Here is a 14,203-nt window from a genome sequence, read left to right on the forward strand (position 1 = left end):
CTCCACCGCCCGGGCCGCAGGCGGCGTTCGGAATAACCGAACGCTCCCGGCCTGTTCGGTGCGGCATGGAACTGCGGCAGTTGCGCACCTTCGAGGCGGTTGTGGCACATCGGACGGTCACCGACGCCGCCGTCGCCCTGGATCTCGCGCCGTCGTCGGTGTCGGAGCAGATCAGGACCCTGGAACGGGACCTCGGAGTCGCACTGTTCGAGCGGGGTCCGCGGGGGATGCGCCTGACCGCGACGGGCGAGCGCCTGCGCGGCTGGGCGCGCCGTCTGCTCGACCAGGCCGACCAGGCCCGGCGCGACGTCCAGGAGACCCGCCCGGTGCTGCGGCTCGGCGCCCTGGAGACGATTGCGGCCGTGCACGTGCCCGCGGTCCTGGCACGGCTGGCCGAGCGCCGTCCCGACCTCGTGGTGGAGGTGCGGTCGGACGGCGCCCGCGACCGTCTCATGGACGCGGTCGCCGCCGCGGACCTCGACGCGGCGCTGCTGCTCGACACCGGGAACGATCTGGGCGGGCTCGGCTTCGGCGCGCCGGCCGCGCCGCTGGCCTTCCTCGATCTCGGTCCTGTGCCGCTCGCGCTTGTCGCCGCGCCGGACCATCCGCTGGCCGGCGCGTCCCGCCTGCGCAAGGAGGACCTGTACGGCCGGCGGCTGCTGGTGAACGTGCCCGCCTGCTCGTTCTGGCTGGCGGGGGAGCGCCTGCTGGGCGACCGGGTGGAGCGGGTGCGGGCGGGCGGCGTGCCCGTCATGCGGGCGTGGGCGGAGCGCGGCCTCGGGATGACGCTGCTGCCGTGGTTCGCGGTCGCCGACCGGGTCGCCGCCGGCGCCCTCGCCCGGCTCGCGTTCGACGTCCCCGGCCTGAGCCTGCGCCTGGTGTGGAGGGCCGACCGCGAGGCGCTCCCGGGCCTGCGCGAGATGCTGTACGCGAGCGCCGCCTCCGAGGCGGCCGGTCTCCCTTCACCGGCCGATCAGGGGGTCGCCTCGCGGTAAGGGCAGGTGGAGAATCGAGCCCGGCCTCGTTCCCGCTCGCTTGAAGGTGTCCCGCCGGTGAAGGTGTCCCGGCGGGTCGCGGCGGTGAGCGGACCGGTGGCGTGGAGACGCGGGTCAGCCCGTCGTCCAGCGACGGAGTTTCTCGGGGTTGCGTACCACCCAGATGCGCCTGATCCGGTCGCCCGCGACGTCGAAGGCGTACACCGTCACGGTGACGCCGTCCTGCTGAGCCACCAGGCCCGGCTGACCGTTGACCGTACGCTCCAGGAACGTCATGGCGCCGGTCCTCCTGCGGGCGATCTCGATCCAGGCGTGCGCGATCTGCTCGCCGCCTTCGATGGGGCGCAGGAAGGTGACGGCGAGGCCGCCGCCGTCGGCGATCGCCGTGGCGTCGGGGTCGAGCAGGCCGATGAGGGCGTCGATGTCCTTGGCCTCCCACGCCTGCTTGAAGTCCCTGACGATGCCGGCCCGATGGGCCGCCGGAGTCGCGGAAGGCTGCGAGGCCCGGATGCGGCGGCGGGCCGAAGAGGCCAGCTGACGGCACGCGGCCGGGGTGCGGCCGACGATCTCGGCCACTTCGGCGAACGAGTGGCAGAAGACGTCGTGCAGGATGAACGCGACGCGCTCGGCCGGGGTCATCGAGTCGAGCACGACCAGGAAGGCCAGGTTGACCGACTCGTCCAGGGTGACCCGGTCGGCCGGGTCGACAGCGGCGCCGTTCGGCCGGCCGGTGCTCCGCTCCGTACGTTCGGGTAGCGGCTCGGGGATCCACTCGCCCACGTAGGTCTCTCGCCGGGCCCGGGCGGAGCCGAGCAGGTTGAGGCAGATGCGACCGGCGACCGTCGTCAGCCAGGCGCCGGGAGATCGAATGGCGTCCTGCTGCTGCGGCGACATGGCATACCAGCGGGCGTAGGTCTCCTGGACGGCGTCCTCGGCCTCGGCCAGGGAGCCCAGGAGCCGGTAGGCGATATTGATCAGTTGGCCCCGCTCGCTCGTGATCGCGTCCAGGCCGGGATCGGGCCGGCCGTGTCCCGGCCGGGATTGGGTGGTCATGGTGCCGACGGCTCCCTCGGTCGCGTCTTCCCTCACCGGTTCGACAAGGCGGCGCACCGGAATGTGAGGCCGGTGCGCCGCCTCACATTCCAGGGGGCTGTGTTGTCGGACCGCTGAGACGAACACACGTCATCCAGCGAACAGGAAGTTCAGACATCATGACTACCTCGATGCCGGCGGCGCCCTTCGCCGACCCGGCGCCCGCGCCGCGCCTGGAGCGGGCGGCCGCCGCGCTCACCGCGCATGGGTTCACCGTCGAGATCCTCGACGACGCCGCCGCCGCGCGCACCCGCGTCAAAGAGCTGATACCCGAGGGCGCCAGCGTCTTCACCGGCGCCAGCGAGACCCTACGCCTGTCCGGCATCGATGAGGACATCAACGGCAGCGGGCGATACGCGTCCGTCAAGGCACGCAGCACGACCATGGACCGGGCCACCCAATTGGGCGAGATCTGGCGGATGATCGCCTGCCCGGACGTCGTCGTGGGCAGCGTCGCCGCGGTCACCGAGACCGGATCCCTTGTGGCCGCCTCGGCCAGCGGAAGCCAGCTGGCGGGCTACTCGGGCGCCGCGGCCCGCGCGATCTGGATCGTCGGGGCGCAGAAGGTGGTGCCCGACCTGGGCACCGCGCTGCGGCGCGTCGAAGACCACTGCCTTCCGCTGGAGAACGAGCGCGCCATGAAGGCCTACGGGCAGCCCAGTGCCCTCAACCGCCTGCTCATCCTCAACGCGGAACCTCACCCCGGGCGCGGCACCGTCCTGCTGCTCCGCGAAGCCATCGGCTACTGAACCTTGGTGGCGGCCGGGTCGCCGAGCACCTGAGTGATCTCCCGCGTGCCACGGCCTCACGCGGACGTTCGGGTCCGTCTGATGGGGTGGCGCCGGGGTGAGCCGCGGTGATCCGGCCGCGCCGCAGGTCAGGCGGCAGGTCAGGAGGCAGGTGCACGTCGCCCGGCACGCCGGATTGTCGGTGGCAGGACGTACGCTTCTCGCGTGACCAGCAAACCCGCCCCGGCACAGTACCTGCGTGATCTCGCGCTGCTGCGCCGAGTCCGCGACCGGATCGACCGGGAGTACGCCCAGCCGCTGGACGTCGAGGCGCTCGCCCGGGGCGTGAACGTGTCCGCCGGGCACCTCAGCCGCCAGTTCCGCCTCGCCTACGGGGAGTCGCCGTACAGCTATCTGATGACGCGGCGGATCGAGCGCGCGATGGCGCTGCTGCGCCGTGGCGACATGAGCGTCACCGAGGTCTGTTTCGCGGTCGGCTGTTCGTCGCTGGGCACCTTCAGCACCCGTTTCACCGAACTGGTCGGTGTGCCCCCCAGCACCTACCGGCGCCAGGCGGCGAGCGGGACGGCCGGGATGCCGCCGTGCCTGGCGAAACAGGTCACCAGGCCCGTCAGGAATCGAGAAGCGCGCGCCACCGAGCCGCAGCTAGCGTGACTACCATGGACGTCACCATTCACTCGGCCTTCCTCCCGCACGACGACCCCGACGCGGCGCTGGCCTTCTACCGCGACGTCCTCGGGTTCGAGGTCCGGGGCGACGCCGGTTACCGCGGCATGCGCTGGATCACCGTCGGTCCCGTCAACCAGCCCGGCACGTCCATCATCCTCTACCCGCCGGGCGGCAACCCCGGCATCACCGACGACGAGCGCCGCACCATCGCCGAGATGATGGCCAAGGGCACCTACGCCATGATCACACTTTCCGCCGAGGACCTCGACGGCCTCTTCGAGCGGCTGGCGGCCCACGGCGCCGAGGTGGTGCAGGAGCCGATCGAGCAGCCGTACGGGGTCCGCGACTGCGCCTTCCGCGATCCCGCCGGCAACCTGATCCGGATCAACGAGCTGCGCTGACCGGCCGCGCCGCACCGCCGGGTCCGCGTCCCCCACGCCGGCACGAGAACCAGACGGAGAACCACACGTACCGCTCGAAGCTGCTTGGATCGAGCCTGGCGACGCCGACGGAGACCACCGAGGCGGCCCCCGCCTGAACACATGGAGAACACGATAAGCATGACCACCAGGACGGATGCGCAGTCCCCCGCGCTGCACGTTGCCGACACCCACGATCTGATCCGCGTCTACGGCGCGCGCGAGAACAACCTCAAGGACGTCAGCATCGAGATCCCCAAGCGCCGGCTGACGGTGTTCACCGGTGTCTCGGGCTCGGGCAAGAGCTCACTGGTGTTCAGTACGATCGCCGCCGAATCGCAGCGGCTGATCAACGAGACCTACTCCGCGTTCGTGCAGGGTTTCATGCCGACGCTGGCACGGCCCGAGGTCGACGTGCTCGACGGGCTGACGACCGCGATCGTCGTCGACCAGGAGCGGATGGGCCCCAACCCCCGCTCCACGGTCGGCACCGTCACCGACGCCAACGCGATGCTGCGCATCCTGTTCAGCAGGCTCGGCCGGCCCCACATCGGCTCGCCCCAGGCGTTCTCCTTCAACGTGGCCTCGATCAGCGGAGCGGGCGCGGTCAAGTTCGAGCGCGGCGGCAAGACCGTGAAGGAGCGGCGCGAGTTCACCGTCACCGGCGGCATGTGCCCGCGCTGCGAGGGCCTGGGCCGGACCTCCGACATCGACCTGTCCCAGCTGTACGACGACTCCAAGTCGCTCAACGAGGGCGCGCTCACGATTCCCGGCTACAGCGTCGACGGCTGGTACGGCCGCATCTTCGGCGGCTCCGGCTTCTTCGACCCGGACAAGCCGATCCGTGACTTCACCACGACCGAGCTCCACGACCTGCTCTACAAGGAGCCGACCAAGATCAAGGTCGATAACATCAACCTCACCTACGAGGGTCTGATCCCACGCATCCAGAAGTCGATGCTGTCCAAGGACAAGGAGGGATTGCAGCCGCACGTCCGGGCGTTCGTGGAGCGGGCGGTCGCGTTCACGACCTGCCCCGAGTGCGGCGGCACCCGGCTCAGCGAGGCCGCCCGGTCCTCGAAGATCAAGCAGATCAGCATCGCCGACGCCTGCGCGATGCAGATCAGCGACCTGGCCGACTGGGTGCGCGGCCTCGACGAGCCGTCGATCGCGCCGCTGGTCACCACGTTGCGGCAGCTCCTCGACTCGTTCGTGGAGATCGGGCTGGGATACCTGTCCCTCGACCGTGCGTCGGGCACGCTGTCCGGCGGCGAGGCGCAGCGCGTCAAGATGATCCGCCACCTCGGCTCCTCGCTCACCGACGTCACCTACGTCTTCGACGAGCCCACGACGGGCCTGCACCCTCATGACATCCAGCGGATGAACGACCTGCTGCTGCGGCTGCGGGACAAGGGCAACACGGTGCTGGTGGTGGAGCACAAGCCGGAGATGATCGCGATCGCCGACCACGTCGTGGACCTCGGCCCCGGCGCCGGCACGGCGGGCGGCACGGTCTGCTTCGAGGGCACCGTCGAGGGGCTGCGGGCCAGCGGAACGATCACCGGCCGCCATTTCGACGACCGGGCCGCACTCAAGGAGAGCGTGCGCACGCCCACCGGCACGCTGGAGATCCGCGGCGCGACGGCGAACAACCTGCGCGACGTCGGCGTCGACATCCCGCTCGGGGTGCTCGTCGTCGTCACCGGAGTCGCCGGGTCGGGCAAGAGCTCGCTCATCCACGGGTCGGTCCCCGGCGGTGCCGGTGTGGTGTCGGTCGACCAGGGCGGCATCCGCGGCTCGCGGCGCAGCAACCCGGCGACGTACACCGGACTGCTCGACCCGATCCGTAAGGCGTTCGCGAAGGCCAACGGGGTGAAGCCGGCGCTGTTCAGCGCCAACTCCGAGGGCGCCTGCCCCGCCTGCAACGGCGCCGGCGTCATCTACACCGACCTGGCGATGATGGCGGGGGTCTCCACCACCTGCGAGGAGTGCGAGGGGAAGCGGTTCCAGGCGGCGGTGCTGGAGCACAAGCTCGGCGGGCGCGACATCAGCGAGGTGCTCGCGATGCCGGTGGCCGAGGCCCAGGAGTTCTTCGGCTCCGGCGAGGCGCGCACGCCCGCCGCGCGCGCCGTCCTCGACCGCCTCGCCGACGTCGGGCTCGGCTACCTCACCCTCGGCCAGCCGCTCACCACGTTGTCCGGCGGCGAGCGGCAGCGGCTCAAGCTGGCCACCCACATGGCCGACAAGGGCGGCGTCTACGTCCTCGACGAGCCGACCGCCGGCCTCCACCTGGCCGACGTCGAGCAGCTGCTCGGGCTGCTCGACCGGCTGGTCGACTCCGGCAAGTCGGTCATCGTGATCGAGCACCACCAGGCGGTCATGGCACACGCCGACTGGATCATCGATCTGGGTCCCGGCGCCGGTCACGACGGCGGCCGGATCGTCTTCGAAGGCACGCCGGCCGACCTCGTCGCCGCCCGCTCCACCCTCACCGGCCAGCACCTCGCGGCCTACGTCGGCGCCTGACCCGGGCCGTCGAGGTCTCCGGTGTTCAGGTTCTTCTTGGTCCAAAGGTCCTCCACCGGAGACCTCACTGCCTGTCGGGGCACGGCACGCCGTCAGACGGTGGGGGCGGACCATTCCACCAGCGGCGGGCGCACCGCCGCGCACAGCGGCTGACCGCGAGAATCGGTCAGCCCCAGCCGGGCCACCAGCAGGTCGTTGCCCACTGCGGCGTCCATCACGGCCCCGGGGATGCCGTCGAACGACAGCTTCGCCCGCCGGAACATCGCGAACACCCCGGCGTCATCGACAGTGCCCCACGACAGGTACACAAACCGGGCGCCCGGCCTGCCCTGCACACATGGGCCCCGGAGATCCCATCCGGTCTCCCTGCGGGCCGCGGTCACCTTCAGCTTCCAAACCGCCGAGGAAGCGTCTCCCGCATGCAGGTCGAGCAGTTCGTCACGGCGGCCGCGCCGCTGCACGCCGACATGGATGTTGCGGTAGCCGGGGAAATCGGGTGTCTGCCCGCATTCCCGCCCTGGCAGGTTGGATGCCTCGATACGGATCAGCACACCAGCATCATTCCCCAGGCTCCGTGCGGCAGGCGGGGAACACTCCGGTGCCGAGCCAGGGGGAGGAGGACGCCGAATGCGAGCGGCGAGTGCCCGGCACGGGTCAGGTGGCGCGCGATCACGGACGGGCGTCGTCCTGCAGGCGGCGCTCCCGCTTCCCGCGGGCGAGTTCGGTGCCCAGGGCGTCCAGGCGCTGGTTCCAGAAGCGGCGGAAGTGGTCGAGCCAGGTGTCGACTTCGCGCAGCGGCGCGAGGTCGACGGTGTACAGGCGCCGGGTGCCCTCGGCCCGGACCGTCGCGAAGCCGCTCTCCCTCAGCACGCGCAGGTGCTGTGACACCCCGGGCTGGGAGATCCCGAACTCCTCCTGCACGATGGAGCCGATCTCCCCGGCGGAGCGCTCGCCCTCGGCGAGCAGTTCCAGGATCCGGCGGCGCACCGGATCGCCGAGGACGTCGAACGCGTGCATGCCGCCAGGCTCGCAGCTCACGACCGCACAGGTCAATGTGATCAAGGCCCGGCGCCCTCGGCGGGGACGCCCGAAGCGCGCCGGGATCACCGGCGCGCTTCGGGCGTCGCCTGTCAGGAGGAGGCGGAGGTGTCCCCGGGATACACCGGGTAGCCGTATCCGGCCACCTGCCAGGTAGGACGGGTACGGGCCTCGACGGCGCCGCCGTCGCCGGTGTTGCCCTCGATCGTCTGGATAGTGCCGTCGTCGTTGTCCTTGACGACGAACCCCACGTGCTCGATGTCGTCGATGTCCTTGCTGCCGTTCCAGTTGAAGAACACCACCGCGCCCGGCTTGGGGGTGTGGCCCCAGCGGCCGTGTTCGGCGAACCAGCGTGCGTGCTCCACGGTGTAGGCGTCGGAGCCCATGACCGGAGCGATGCCGAGCTGCTGTCCCACCCACGAGACGAACATGTCGCACCAGGCCGCGTTGAGGTAGCCCTTCAGTGTGCCGCCGTCGCGGGCGAGGGTCTCGCGGGCGCGGGGCGTGGACATGTACCACTCCTGGAACTTGGTCCCGCCGCCCTTGGCGTTCTCACTGATCCCGATCTGGCTCCTGGCCAGGGTCAGCACGTCGGCCGCGCTGATCCTGGGCAGCGTGGAGGCGATCTCGGACGTGGACTTCGCGACCGCCGGGCCCTTGCCGGTGGCCGGGTTGTCCGCGTGCGCGGCCGGTGAGGCGATCAGCACGGCCGAGGCGAGGACCCCGCCCGCGAGGGCAGCGCGAAGACAGGTGTTGACGACGTGCATGGTGGGGCGTACTCCCTTGCTTCCATGCCGCCTACCGGGTTAGCTGACGGGTTCGGGCTGGAAGTCGCCCTACGGCACGTATGCCGATTCACCCCAGGAGAGGTGGGTCCCCGGCTCCGCGCGGACGCGGACTCGGCGGCCGGGCGACCGGCCGGGATCGGCCGGTCGCGTCGGTCTGAGGAGGGCTTCTTGACCATTGAGATGAGCAAGTGCCCCCGAGTTGCCTAAAACGTAATAGACCAGGTCAAACCGGTCAAGTTAGAACAACCCAGATTTTACCGGGCAGTAGGCAGCAGACCTCGCACTTGGGGGTAAAGGGCCCGCCGGTGATCACCGGCGGCAGGAGGATCCGGGCTGACCGGGCAGTCGTACGGTCACCGCCAGGCCGCCCTCCGGCCGGGCGAGCGCCTCCACCTCGCCGCCGTGCGCCACGGCGATGGCCCGGACGATGGACAGGCCCAGCCCCGACCCCCGGGCGGAGCGGACGCGGTCGCCGCCGAGCCGGCGGAACGGCTCGAACAGGTCGTCCACCTCGTACGGCGGGACCAGGGGCCCGGTGTTCTCCACCGTCACGCTCACCCCGGCCTCCTCCTCCCGCAACCGGACCCAGACCTCCCCGTCCCGCACGTTGTACTTGATCGCGTTTTCCAGCAGGTTGACCAGGCAGCGTTCGAGGAACAGCGGGTCGCCGTGCGCGACCGCCGGGCTCAGGTCCTCGTGGACGACCACCTTCCTGCGGCGCGGCTGCAGGTCGATCTGCTCCATCGCCGTACGGACGACCTGCCGCAGGTCGACCGGCTTGCGGGCCGTCGGCTCCTGCTCCGACTGCGCCAGCATGAGCAGGCCCTCGATCAGCCGCTCGTACCTCGCGTTGGTGCCGAGCAGCGCGCGGGCCAGCGCCTTGAGGTCCTCCGACGCCGCCGGTTCCTCCAGCGACACCTCCAGGACCGTACGGTTGACCGCCAGCGGGGTGCGCAGCTCGTGGGAGGCGTTGGCGATGAACCGGCGCTGCGCGTCGAACACGCGGTGCAGCCGGTCGAGCATCGCGTCGAAGGTGTCGGCGAGCCGCTTGATCTCGTCCTGCGGCCCGCGCAGCCCGATCCGCTCGTGCAGCGTGCTCTCCGACAGCCGCTGCGCGGTCTCGGTCACCCGGTCCAGCGGGCGCAGCGCGCGGTCGGCCACCAGGTAGCCCAGCACCACCGCGACGGCCCCCACCAGGATCATGACGATCATCGACGACCTGAGCACGTCGCTCAGCGCGTCGGCCGCCCCCTGCTCGACGTTGGTGCGCACCCGCTGCGCGAGCACGTCGCTGTCGGGCAACTTGCCCCCCAGCACGGCACCGCCGTTGACACTGGGGGCACCGGTCACCTTCGACGCCACCGCCACCACGAACCGCTGGTTGAGCGCCCGCGCGGTCAGCAGCTGGGTGAACCACAGCAGCACCGACCCCGCCAGGAAGAACAGCCCGCCGTACAGCAGGGTGAGCCGCATGCGCAGGCCGAGCCTGCGCCACGAGGACAGGACGCGGGTCACAGCCGATACCCCCGGCCCGGCACGTTCTCGATCACCGCGGGCTCGCCCAGCTTGCGGCGCAGCGAGGTGATCGTGACGCGCAGCACGCCCGTGCCGGCGTCGGCGTGCTCGTCCCACACGTTCGCGCGCAGCAGGGCCGAGGTCACCAGCCCTCCGCCGGCGCGCATGAGCTCGTGCAGCACGTCGAACTCCTTGCGGCCCAGCGCCACCTGCCGCCCGTCGCGCAGCACCGTACGGCGGGCGGGGTCGAGCCGGATCCCGGCCCGCTCCAGCACAGGCCGCACCGCCCGGGGCGAGCGCCGGGCCAGCGCCCGGATCCGAGCCACCAGCTCGGCGAACGCGAACGGCTTGACCAGGTAGTCGTCGGCGCCCAGGGACAGGCCCCCGACCCGGTCACGCACCCGCCCGGCCGCCGTCAGCATGAGGATGCGGCTCGCCCCGCGGGCCGTGACCAGCTCCCGGCACACCTCGTCGCCGTGCACCTCGGGCAGGTCGCGGTCGAGCACGACCACGTCGTAGTCGACGTAGGCGGCCAGCTCAAGCGCCTCCTGACCGTCGTAGGCCACGTCCACCGCGATCGCGTGCAGCCGCAGCCCCCGTGCCAGGGCCTCGGCCAGCTGTTCCTCGTCCTCGACCACGAGCACCCGCATCCCCACCAACCTCCCACTCGGCTCCGAGAGTGGCGCAGGCGGTGTTAGCCGCGGATAAGCCGGGCTCGCTTATCCGCGTTTAGCACCGCCTCCGCTGAAGTTGGGCCCCGTCCCGGGCGGACGCCCCGGACGAGAAGGAGCGACAGAGGAGGAACGACCCATGCGCTTACGACCCATGCGCTTACGACCAGTACGGGCCCTGGGCCCGGCACTGGGGCTCACCGTGGGGCTCGCACTGGCACTGGCCGGCTGCGGCGCGGCGCCCGCGGACGACGGGATCGCCAGCGCTGGCGGCGCCACGTCAGGCGGCGGCGCCACGGCGGGACCGTCGGCGTCGGCCCCGGTGGACCGCCAGGAGGCCCAGCTCAAGTTCGCCCAGTGCATGCGCGAGCACGGCGTGGACATCCCCGACCCCGGCCCGGACGGCCGCGTCCGCATCATCGGCAAGAAGGGCGACCAGGCCTCAATGGAGAAGGCCATGCAGGCCTGCCGGCACTTCATGAAGGACGCGGTCGGCGACAAGCTCGGCGGCGACGACCCCCAGGCGCGCGACCGGATGGTGAAGTTCGCCCAGTGCATGCGCGAGCACGGCATCGACATGCCCGACCCGGCCCCCGGCCAGGGCATCCAGGTCAAGATCAAGCGGGGCCAGGAGAAGGCGATGGAGGAGGCGCAGAAGGCCTGCGAGGAGCTCGCACCCGGGAGGAAGCCGTGAGGAAGAGCCTGGTGATCGCGGGCGCCGGTGTCCTCGCCCTGGCCGCCGCGGGAACCGCCGTCGCCGTGGCGGGCGGCGACGGCGCGGGCGCGGCCGAGTCGTCCCCGCCCCCGGTCCCCGCCACCGCGTCGATCGCGCGTCAGGACCTGGTCGACACCAAAACCGTGGAAGGGTCGCTGACCTACTCCGGCGAGCGGCAGGTCAGCACCGACGCCGCCGGCACCGTGACCTGGGCGCCCGCCGAGGGCGCACTCGTCCGGCGCGGCCGCCCGCTGCTCAGGGTCGACCGCAGGCCGGTGGTCCTCATGTACGGATCGCTGCCGATGTACCGCCCGCTGCGGCAGGGCGTCGACGACGGCCCGGACGTCGAGCAGCTCGAACGCAACCTCAAGGTCCTCGGCCACGGCGACGACCTGACCGTGGACGACCACTTCAGCTACGCCACCTATCTGGCCGTCAAGGAGTGGCAGGACGACGCCGGGCTCCCCGAGACCGGGCAGGTGGACGCCTCCCAGGTGGTCTTCCTGCCGGCCGCCGCCCGGGTGACCGACGCCAAGGTCGAGGTGGGCGACAGGACCGCCCCCGGACGTCCGGCCCTCACCGTGTCGGGCGTACGGCGGCTGGTGCACGTGGACCTGTCCACCGACGATCAGTCGCTGGCCAGGAAGGGCGCGAAGGTCACCGTGGAACTGCCCGGCGGCGAGCGGGTCACCGGGAAGATCACCTCGGTCGGCACGGTGGCCGAGGCCGTCTCGTCCGGTCAGGGCCAGGACGAGGGCAGCACCATCGACGTCGACATCACCCTGAGCAAGACCCCGAAGACCCGCCTCGACAGGGCCCCGGTCGAGGTGGAGTTGGTCAGCGAGCGGCGCGAGAACGTGCTGGCCGTCCCCGTGGAGGCGCTGCTGGCCCTGCGCGAGGGCGGCTTCGGCGTCGAGGTGGTCGAGGGCGCCTCCACCCGCCTGGTCCCGGTCGACCTCGGCGCCTTCGGCAGCGGCATGGTCGAGATCACCGGCGCCGGGCTCGCCGAGGGCATGAAGGTCGGGGTGCCCGCCACATGAGCGTCCCGCAGCCCGAGCGGCCCTACGTGGTGGAGCTGCGCGAGGTGACCAAGGAGTACGGCGGCGGCGTGCGGGCCCTGCGCGGGGTGAGCCTGCTGGTCGAACGCGGCGAACTGGTCGCCATCGCCGGGCCGTCCGGCTCCGGCAAGTCGACCCTGCTGCACCTCATCGGGACCCTGGACCGGCCCACCACGGGGACCGTACGGATCGCCGGGCACGACGTGGCCGGGCTTTCCGACCGTGAGCTGTCCGCGCTGCGCGCCCGCCACCTGGGCTTCGTCTTCCAGCAGTTCCACCTCGCGCCCGGGGTGAGCGCGCTGGACAACGTCGCCGACGGCCTGCTCTACACCGGCACGCCGCTGCGGGCGCGGCGGGAACGCGCCGCCGCCGCGCTGGAGCGGGTGGGCCTCGGTCACCGGCTGGGCCACCGCCCCAGCCAGCTGTCCGGCGGCGAGCAGCAGCGGGTGGCGGTGGCCCGCGCCGTGGCGGGCGACCCGCCGCTGCTGCTGGCCGACGAGCCGACCGGCAACCTGGACTCGGCGGCGGGCGGCGAGGTGCTGGGGGTTCTGCGTGACCTGCACGCCGCCGGCACCACGATCGCGGTCATCACCCACGACCCCGAGATCGCCGAGTGGTGCCCCCGTCAGGTGCGCGTACGCGACGGCCGCGTCGTCGCCGACGCCGGCGCGGGCACCGGACGACGCCCTCCCGGACCCAATCCGAAGCGCACCCCCGAACCGGCGCCGGACGCCGGAACAGCGGGAGCGGCGAAGGGAGCACCACGATGACCCGTCAGCGACCGGCCCCCGCCAGGCTCGGGCCGTCCGACGTCCTGCGGACCGGCGCGGCCGGGCTGCGCACCCGCCCCGCGCGGGTGGTCCTGTCCGCGCTCGGGATCGCCATCGGCATCGCCACTATGATCGCGGTGCTGGGCATCTCGTCCTCCTCCCGCGAGCAGCTGCTGCGCCAGCTCGACCGGCTCGGCACCAATCTGCTCACCGTCGCGCCCGGGCAGACGATGTTCGGCGAGGAGGCCAAGCTGCCCGTCGAGGCGCTCGGCATGGTCCGGCGCATCGGGCCGGTCCGCACGGCCTCGGCCACCGGCACGGTCGACACCACGATCCGGCGCACCGACCGCATCCCGAAGGCCGTGACCGGCGGCATCGCCGTCCAGGCCGCGACCGCCGACCTGCTCACCACCCTGGAGGGCCGGGTCGTCACGGGCGCCTGGCTGAACGCCGCAACCGAGGCGCGGCCCGCCGTCGTGCTGGGCGCCAAGGCCGCGATGCGGCTCGGCATCTCCAGGACCGGCGTACAGGTCTGGATGGGCGAACGGTGGTTCACCGTCGTCGGCGTCCTCGGCCCGATGCCGCTCGCCCCGGAGATCGAGCGCTCGGCGCTCGTCGGGTTCCCGGCCGCCGAGAAGTACCTGGCCTTCGACGCTCACCCGACGACCGTCTACGAGCGGTCCGCCGAGGAGTCGGTGGAGGCCGTACGGGCCGTGCTGCCGCGCACGGTCAACCCGGAGAACCCGGAGGAGGTCACGGTCAGCAGGCCCTCCGACGCGCTGGCGGCCCGGGCGGCGGCCGCGAGCGCGTTCACCAACCTGCTGCTCGGGCTCGGCGCGGTCGCGCTGCTGGTCGGCGGGGTCGGCGTGGCCAACACGATGGTGATCTCGGTGCTGGAGCGGCGCAAGGAGATCGGCCTGCGCCGCTCGCTGGGTGCCACCCGCGGGCAGGTGCGCCTGCAGTTCCTCGCCGAGTCGCTGCTGCTGTCGGCGCTCGGCGGGATCGCGGGGGCGGTGCTGGGCGGCCTGGCCACCGCCGGCTACGCGCTGTCGCGCGACTGGCCGCCGGTGGTCCCGGCCTGGGCGTTCGCGGGCGCCGTCGGCGCGACGCTCGTCATCGGCACCCTCGCCGGTCTCTACCCGGCGATGCGCGCGGCCCGCCTGTCGCCGACGGTCGCGCTGGCCACCACCTGAGGGGT

At 72.1% G+C, this 14,203-nt stretch carries 15 protein-coding genes and 1 riboswitch; of the genes, 9 read left to right on the plus strand and 6 right to left on the minus strand.

From position 1 onward, the window contains the following. Positions 1-65 precede the first annotated feature (65 nt). Complete coding sequence (locus ACGFIB_RS18920) at positions 66-995, plus strand: LysR family transcriptional regulator (protein WP_393373434.1); 930 nt, start codon at positions 66-68, stop codon at positions 993-995. A gap of 114 nt (positions 996-1,109) precedes the next feature. Here ACGFIB_RS18920 and sigJ read toward each other — a convergent pair whose 3' ends face one another. Then, entirely contained in the window at positions 1,110-2,048 is a 939-nt protein-coding gene (gene sigJ / locus ACGFIB_RS18925) for an RNA polymerase sigma factor SigJ (protein WP_393373437.1), read from the minus strand. Positions 2,049-2,206: 158 nt separating this feature from the next. On the opposite strand from sigJ, the gene ACGFIB_RS18930 reads away from it, so the two are divergent. From ACGFIB_RS18930 to ACGFIB_RS18945, 4 genes are all read left to right on the plus strand, one after another. Continuing rightward, positions 2,207-2,836: an LUD domain-containing protein gene (locus tag ACGFIB_RS18930; protein ID WP_142571054.1), complete on the plus strand. Its 630-nt coding sequence runs from the start codon at positions 2,207-2,209 to the stop codon at positions 2,834-2,836. Between the two features lie 204 nt (positions 2,837-3,040). Then, the gene (locus ACGFIB_RS18935) at positions 3,041-3,490 is read left to right on the plus strand and encodes a helix-turn-helix transcriptional regulator (RefSeq protein ID WP_357242940.1); all 450 of its coding nucleotides are present in this window, start codon (positions 3,041-3,043) and stop codon (positions 3,488-3,490) included. Between the two features lie 5 nt (positions 3,491-3,495). Next, positions 3,496-3,906, plus strand: coding sequence for a VOC family protein (locus ACGFIB_RS18940; RefSeq protein WP_357242943.1), 411 nt, complete (start codon positions 3,496-3,498; stop codon positions 3,904-3,906). A 159-nt stretch (positions 3,907-4,065) separates the two neighbouring features. Next, positions 4,066-6,450 carry an ATP-binding cassette domain-containing protein gene (locus ACGFIB_RS18945; RefSeq protein ID WP_393373440.1) on the plus strand — a complete coding sequence of 795 codons (2,385 nt, stop codon included), beginning with the start codon at positions 4,066-4,068 and terminating at the stop codon, positions 6,448-6,450. A gap of 92 nt (positions 6,451-6,542) precedes the next feature. On the opposite strand, the gene ACGFIB_RS18950 is transcribed toward ACGFIB_RS18945, so the two are convergent. The 5 genes from ACGFIB_RS18950 to ACGFIB_RS18970 all read right to left on the minus strand — a co-directional run bounded on the left by ACGFIB_RS18950 (position 6,543) and on the right by ACGFIB_RS18970 (position 10,441). Continuing rightward, complete coding sequence (locus ACGFIB_RS18950; protein ID WP_393373442.1) at positions 6,543-7,001, minus strand: DUF5990 family protein; 459 nt, start codon at positions 6,999-7,001, stop codon at positions 6,543-6,545. A gap of 118 nt (positions 7,002-7,119) precedes the next feature. Then, a complete protein-coding gene (locus ACGFIB_RS18955) occupies positions 7,120-7,467 on the minus strand; it encodes an ArsR/SmtB family transcription factor (RefSeq protein ID WP_357260461.1) in 348 nt (115 codons plus the stop codon). Positions 7,468-7,580: 113 nt separating this feature from the next. Further along, positions 7,581-8,255: a CHAP domain-containing protein gene (locus ACGFIB_RS18960; protein WP_357242955.1), complete on the minus strand. Its 675-nt coding sequence runs from the start codon at positions 8,253-8,255 to the stop codon at positions 7,581-7,583. A gap of 14 nt (positions 8,256-8,269) precedes the next feature. Beyond that, a riboswitch (cyclic di-AMP (ydaO/yuaA leader) is annotated at positions 8,270-8,403 on the minus strand. Between the two features lie 182 nt (positions 8,404-8,585). Next, the gene (locus tag ACGFIB_RS18965) at positions 8,586-9,791 is read right to left on the minus strand and encodes a sensor histidine kinase (RefSeq protein ID WP_393373444.1); all 1,206 of its coding nucleotides are present in this window, start codon (positions 9,789-9,791) and stop codon (positions 8,586-8,588) included. Then, positions 9,788-10,441: a response regulator transcription factor gene (locus ACGFIB_RS18970; RefSeq protein ID WP_393373447.1), complete on the minus strand. Its 654-nt coding sequence runs from the start codon at positions 10,439-10,441 to the stop codon at positions 9,788-9,790. The genes ACGFIB_RS18965 and ACGFIB_RS18970 overlap by 4 nt, the downstream gene beginning before the upstream one ends. Before the next feature lie 160 nt (positions 10,442-10,601). Between ACGFIB_RS18970 and ACGFIB_RS18975 the strand changes: the two genes are divergently transcribed. The 4 genes from ACGFIB_RS18975 to ACGFIB_RS18990 are packed head-to-tail and all read left to right on the plus strand — an operon-like array spanning position 10,602 to position 14,198. After that, complete coding sequence (locus ACGFIB_RS18975; protein ID WP_393373450.1) at positions 10,602-11,156, plus strand: hypothetical protein; 555 nt, start codon at positions 10,602-10,604, stop codon at positions 11,154-11,156. Next, positions 11,153-12,217: an efflux RND transporter periplasmic adaptor subunit gene (locus ACGFIB_RS18980; protein ID WP_393373453.1), complete on the plus strand. Its 1,065-nt coding sequence runs from the start codon at positions 11,153-11,155 to the stop codon at positions 12,215-12,217. The genes ACGFIB_RS18975 and ACGFIB_RS18980 overlap by 4 nt, the downstream gene beginning before the upstream one ends. Continuing rightward, positions 12,214-13,005 carry an ABC transporter ATP-binding protein gene (locus ACGFIB_RS18985; protein WP_393373455.1) on the plus strand — a complete coding sequence of 264 codons (792 nt, stop codon included), beginning with the start codon at positions 12,214-12,216 and terminating at the stop codon, positions 13,003-13,005. Before ACGFIB_RS18980 ends, ACGFIB_RS18985 begins: the two co-directional genes overlap by 4 nt. Further along, positions 13,002-14,198 carry an ABC transporter permease gene (locus ACGFIB_RS18990; protein WP_393373458.1) on the plus strand — a complete coding sequence of 399 codons (1,197 nt, stop codon included), beginning with the start codon at positions 13,002-13,004 and terminating at the stop codon, positions 14,196-14,198. Before ACGFIB_RS18985 ends, ACGFIB_RS18990 begins: the two co-directional genes overlap by 4 nt. Positions 14,199-14,203 lie beyond the last annotated feature (5 nt).

The organism is Microbispora bryophytorum (assembly GCF_043197435.1).
GTDB classification, from domain to species: Bacteria; Actinomycetota; Actinomycetes; order Streptosporangiales; family Streptosporangiaceae; genus Microbispora; species Microbispora bryophytorum.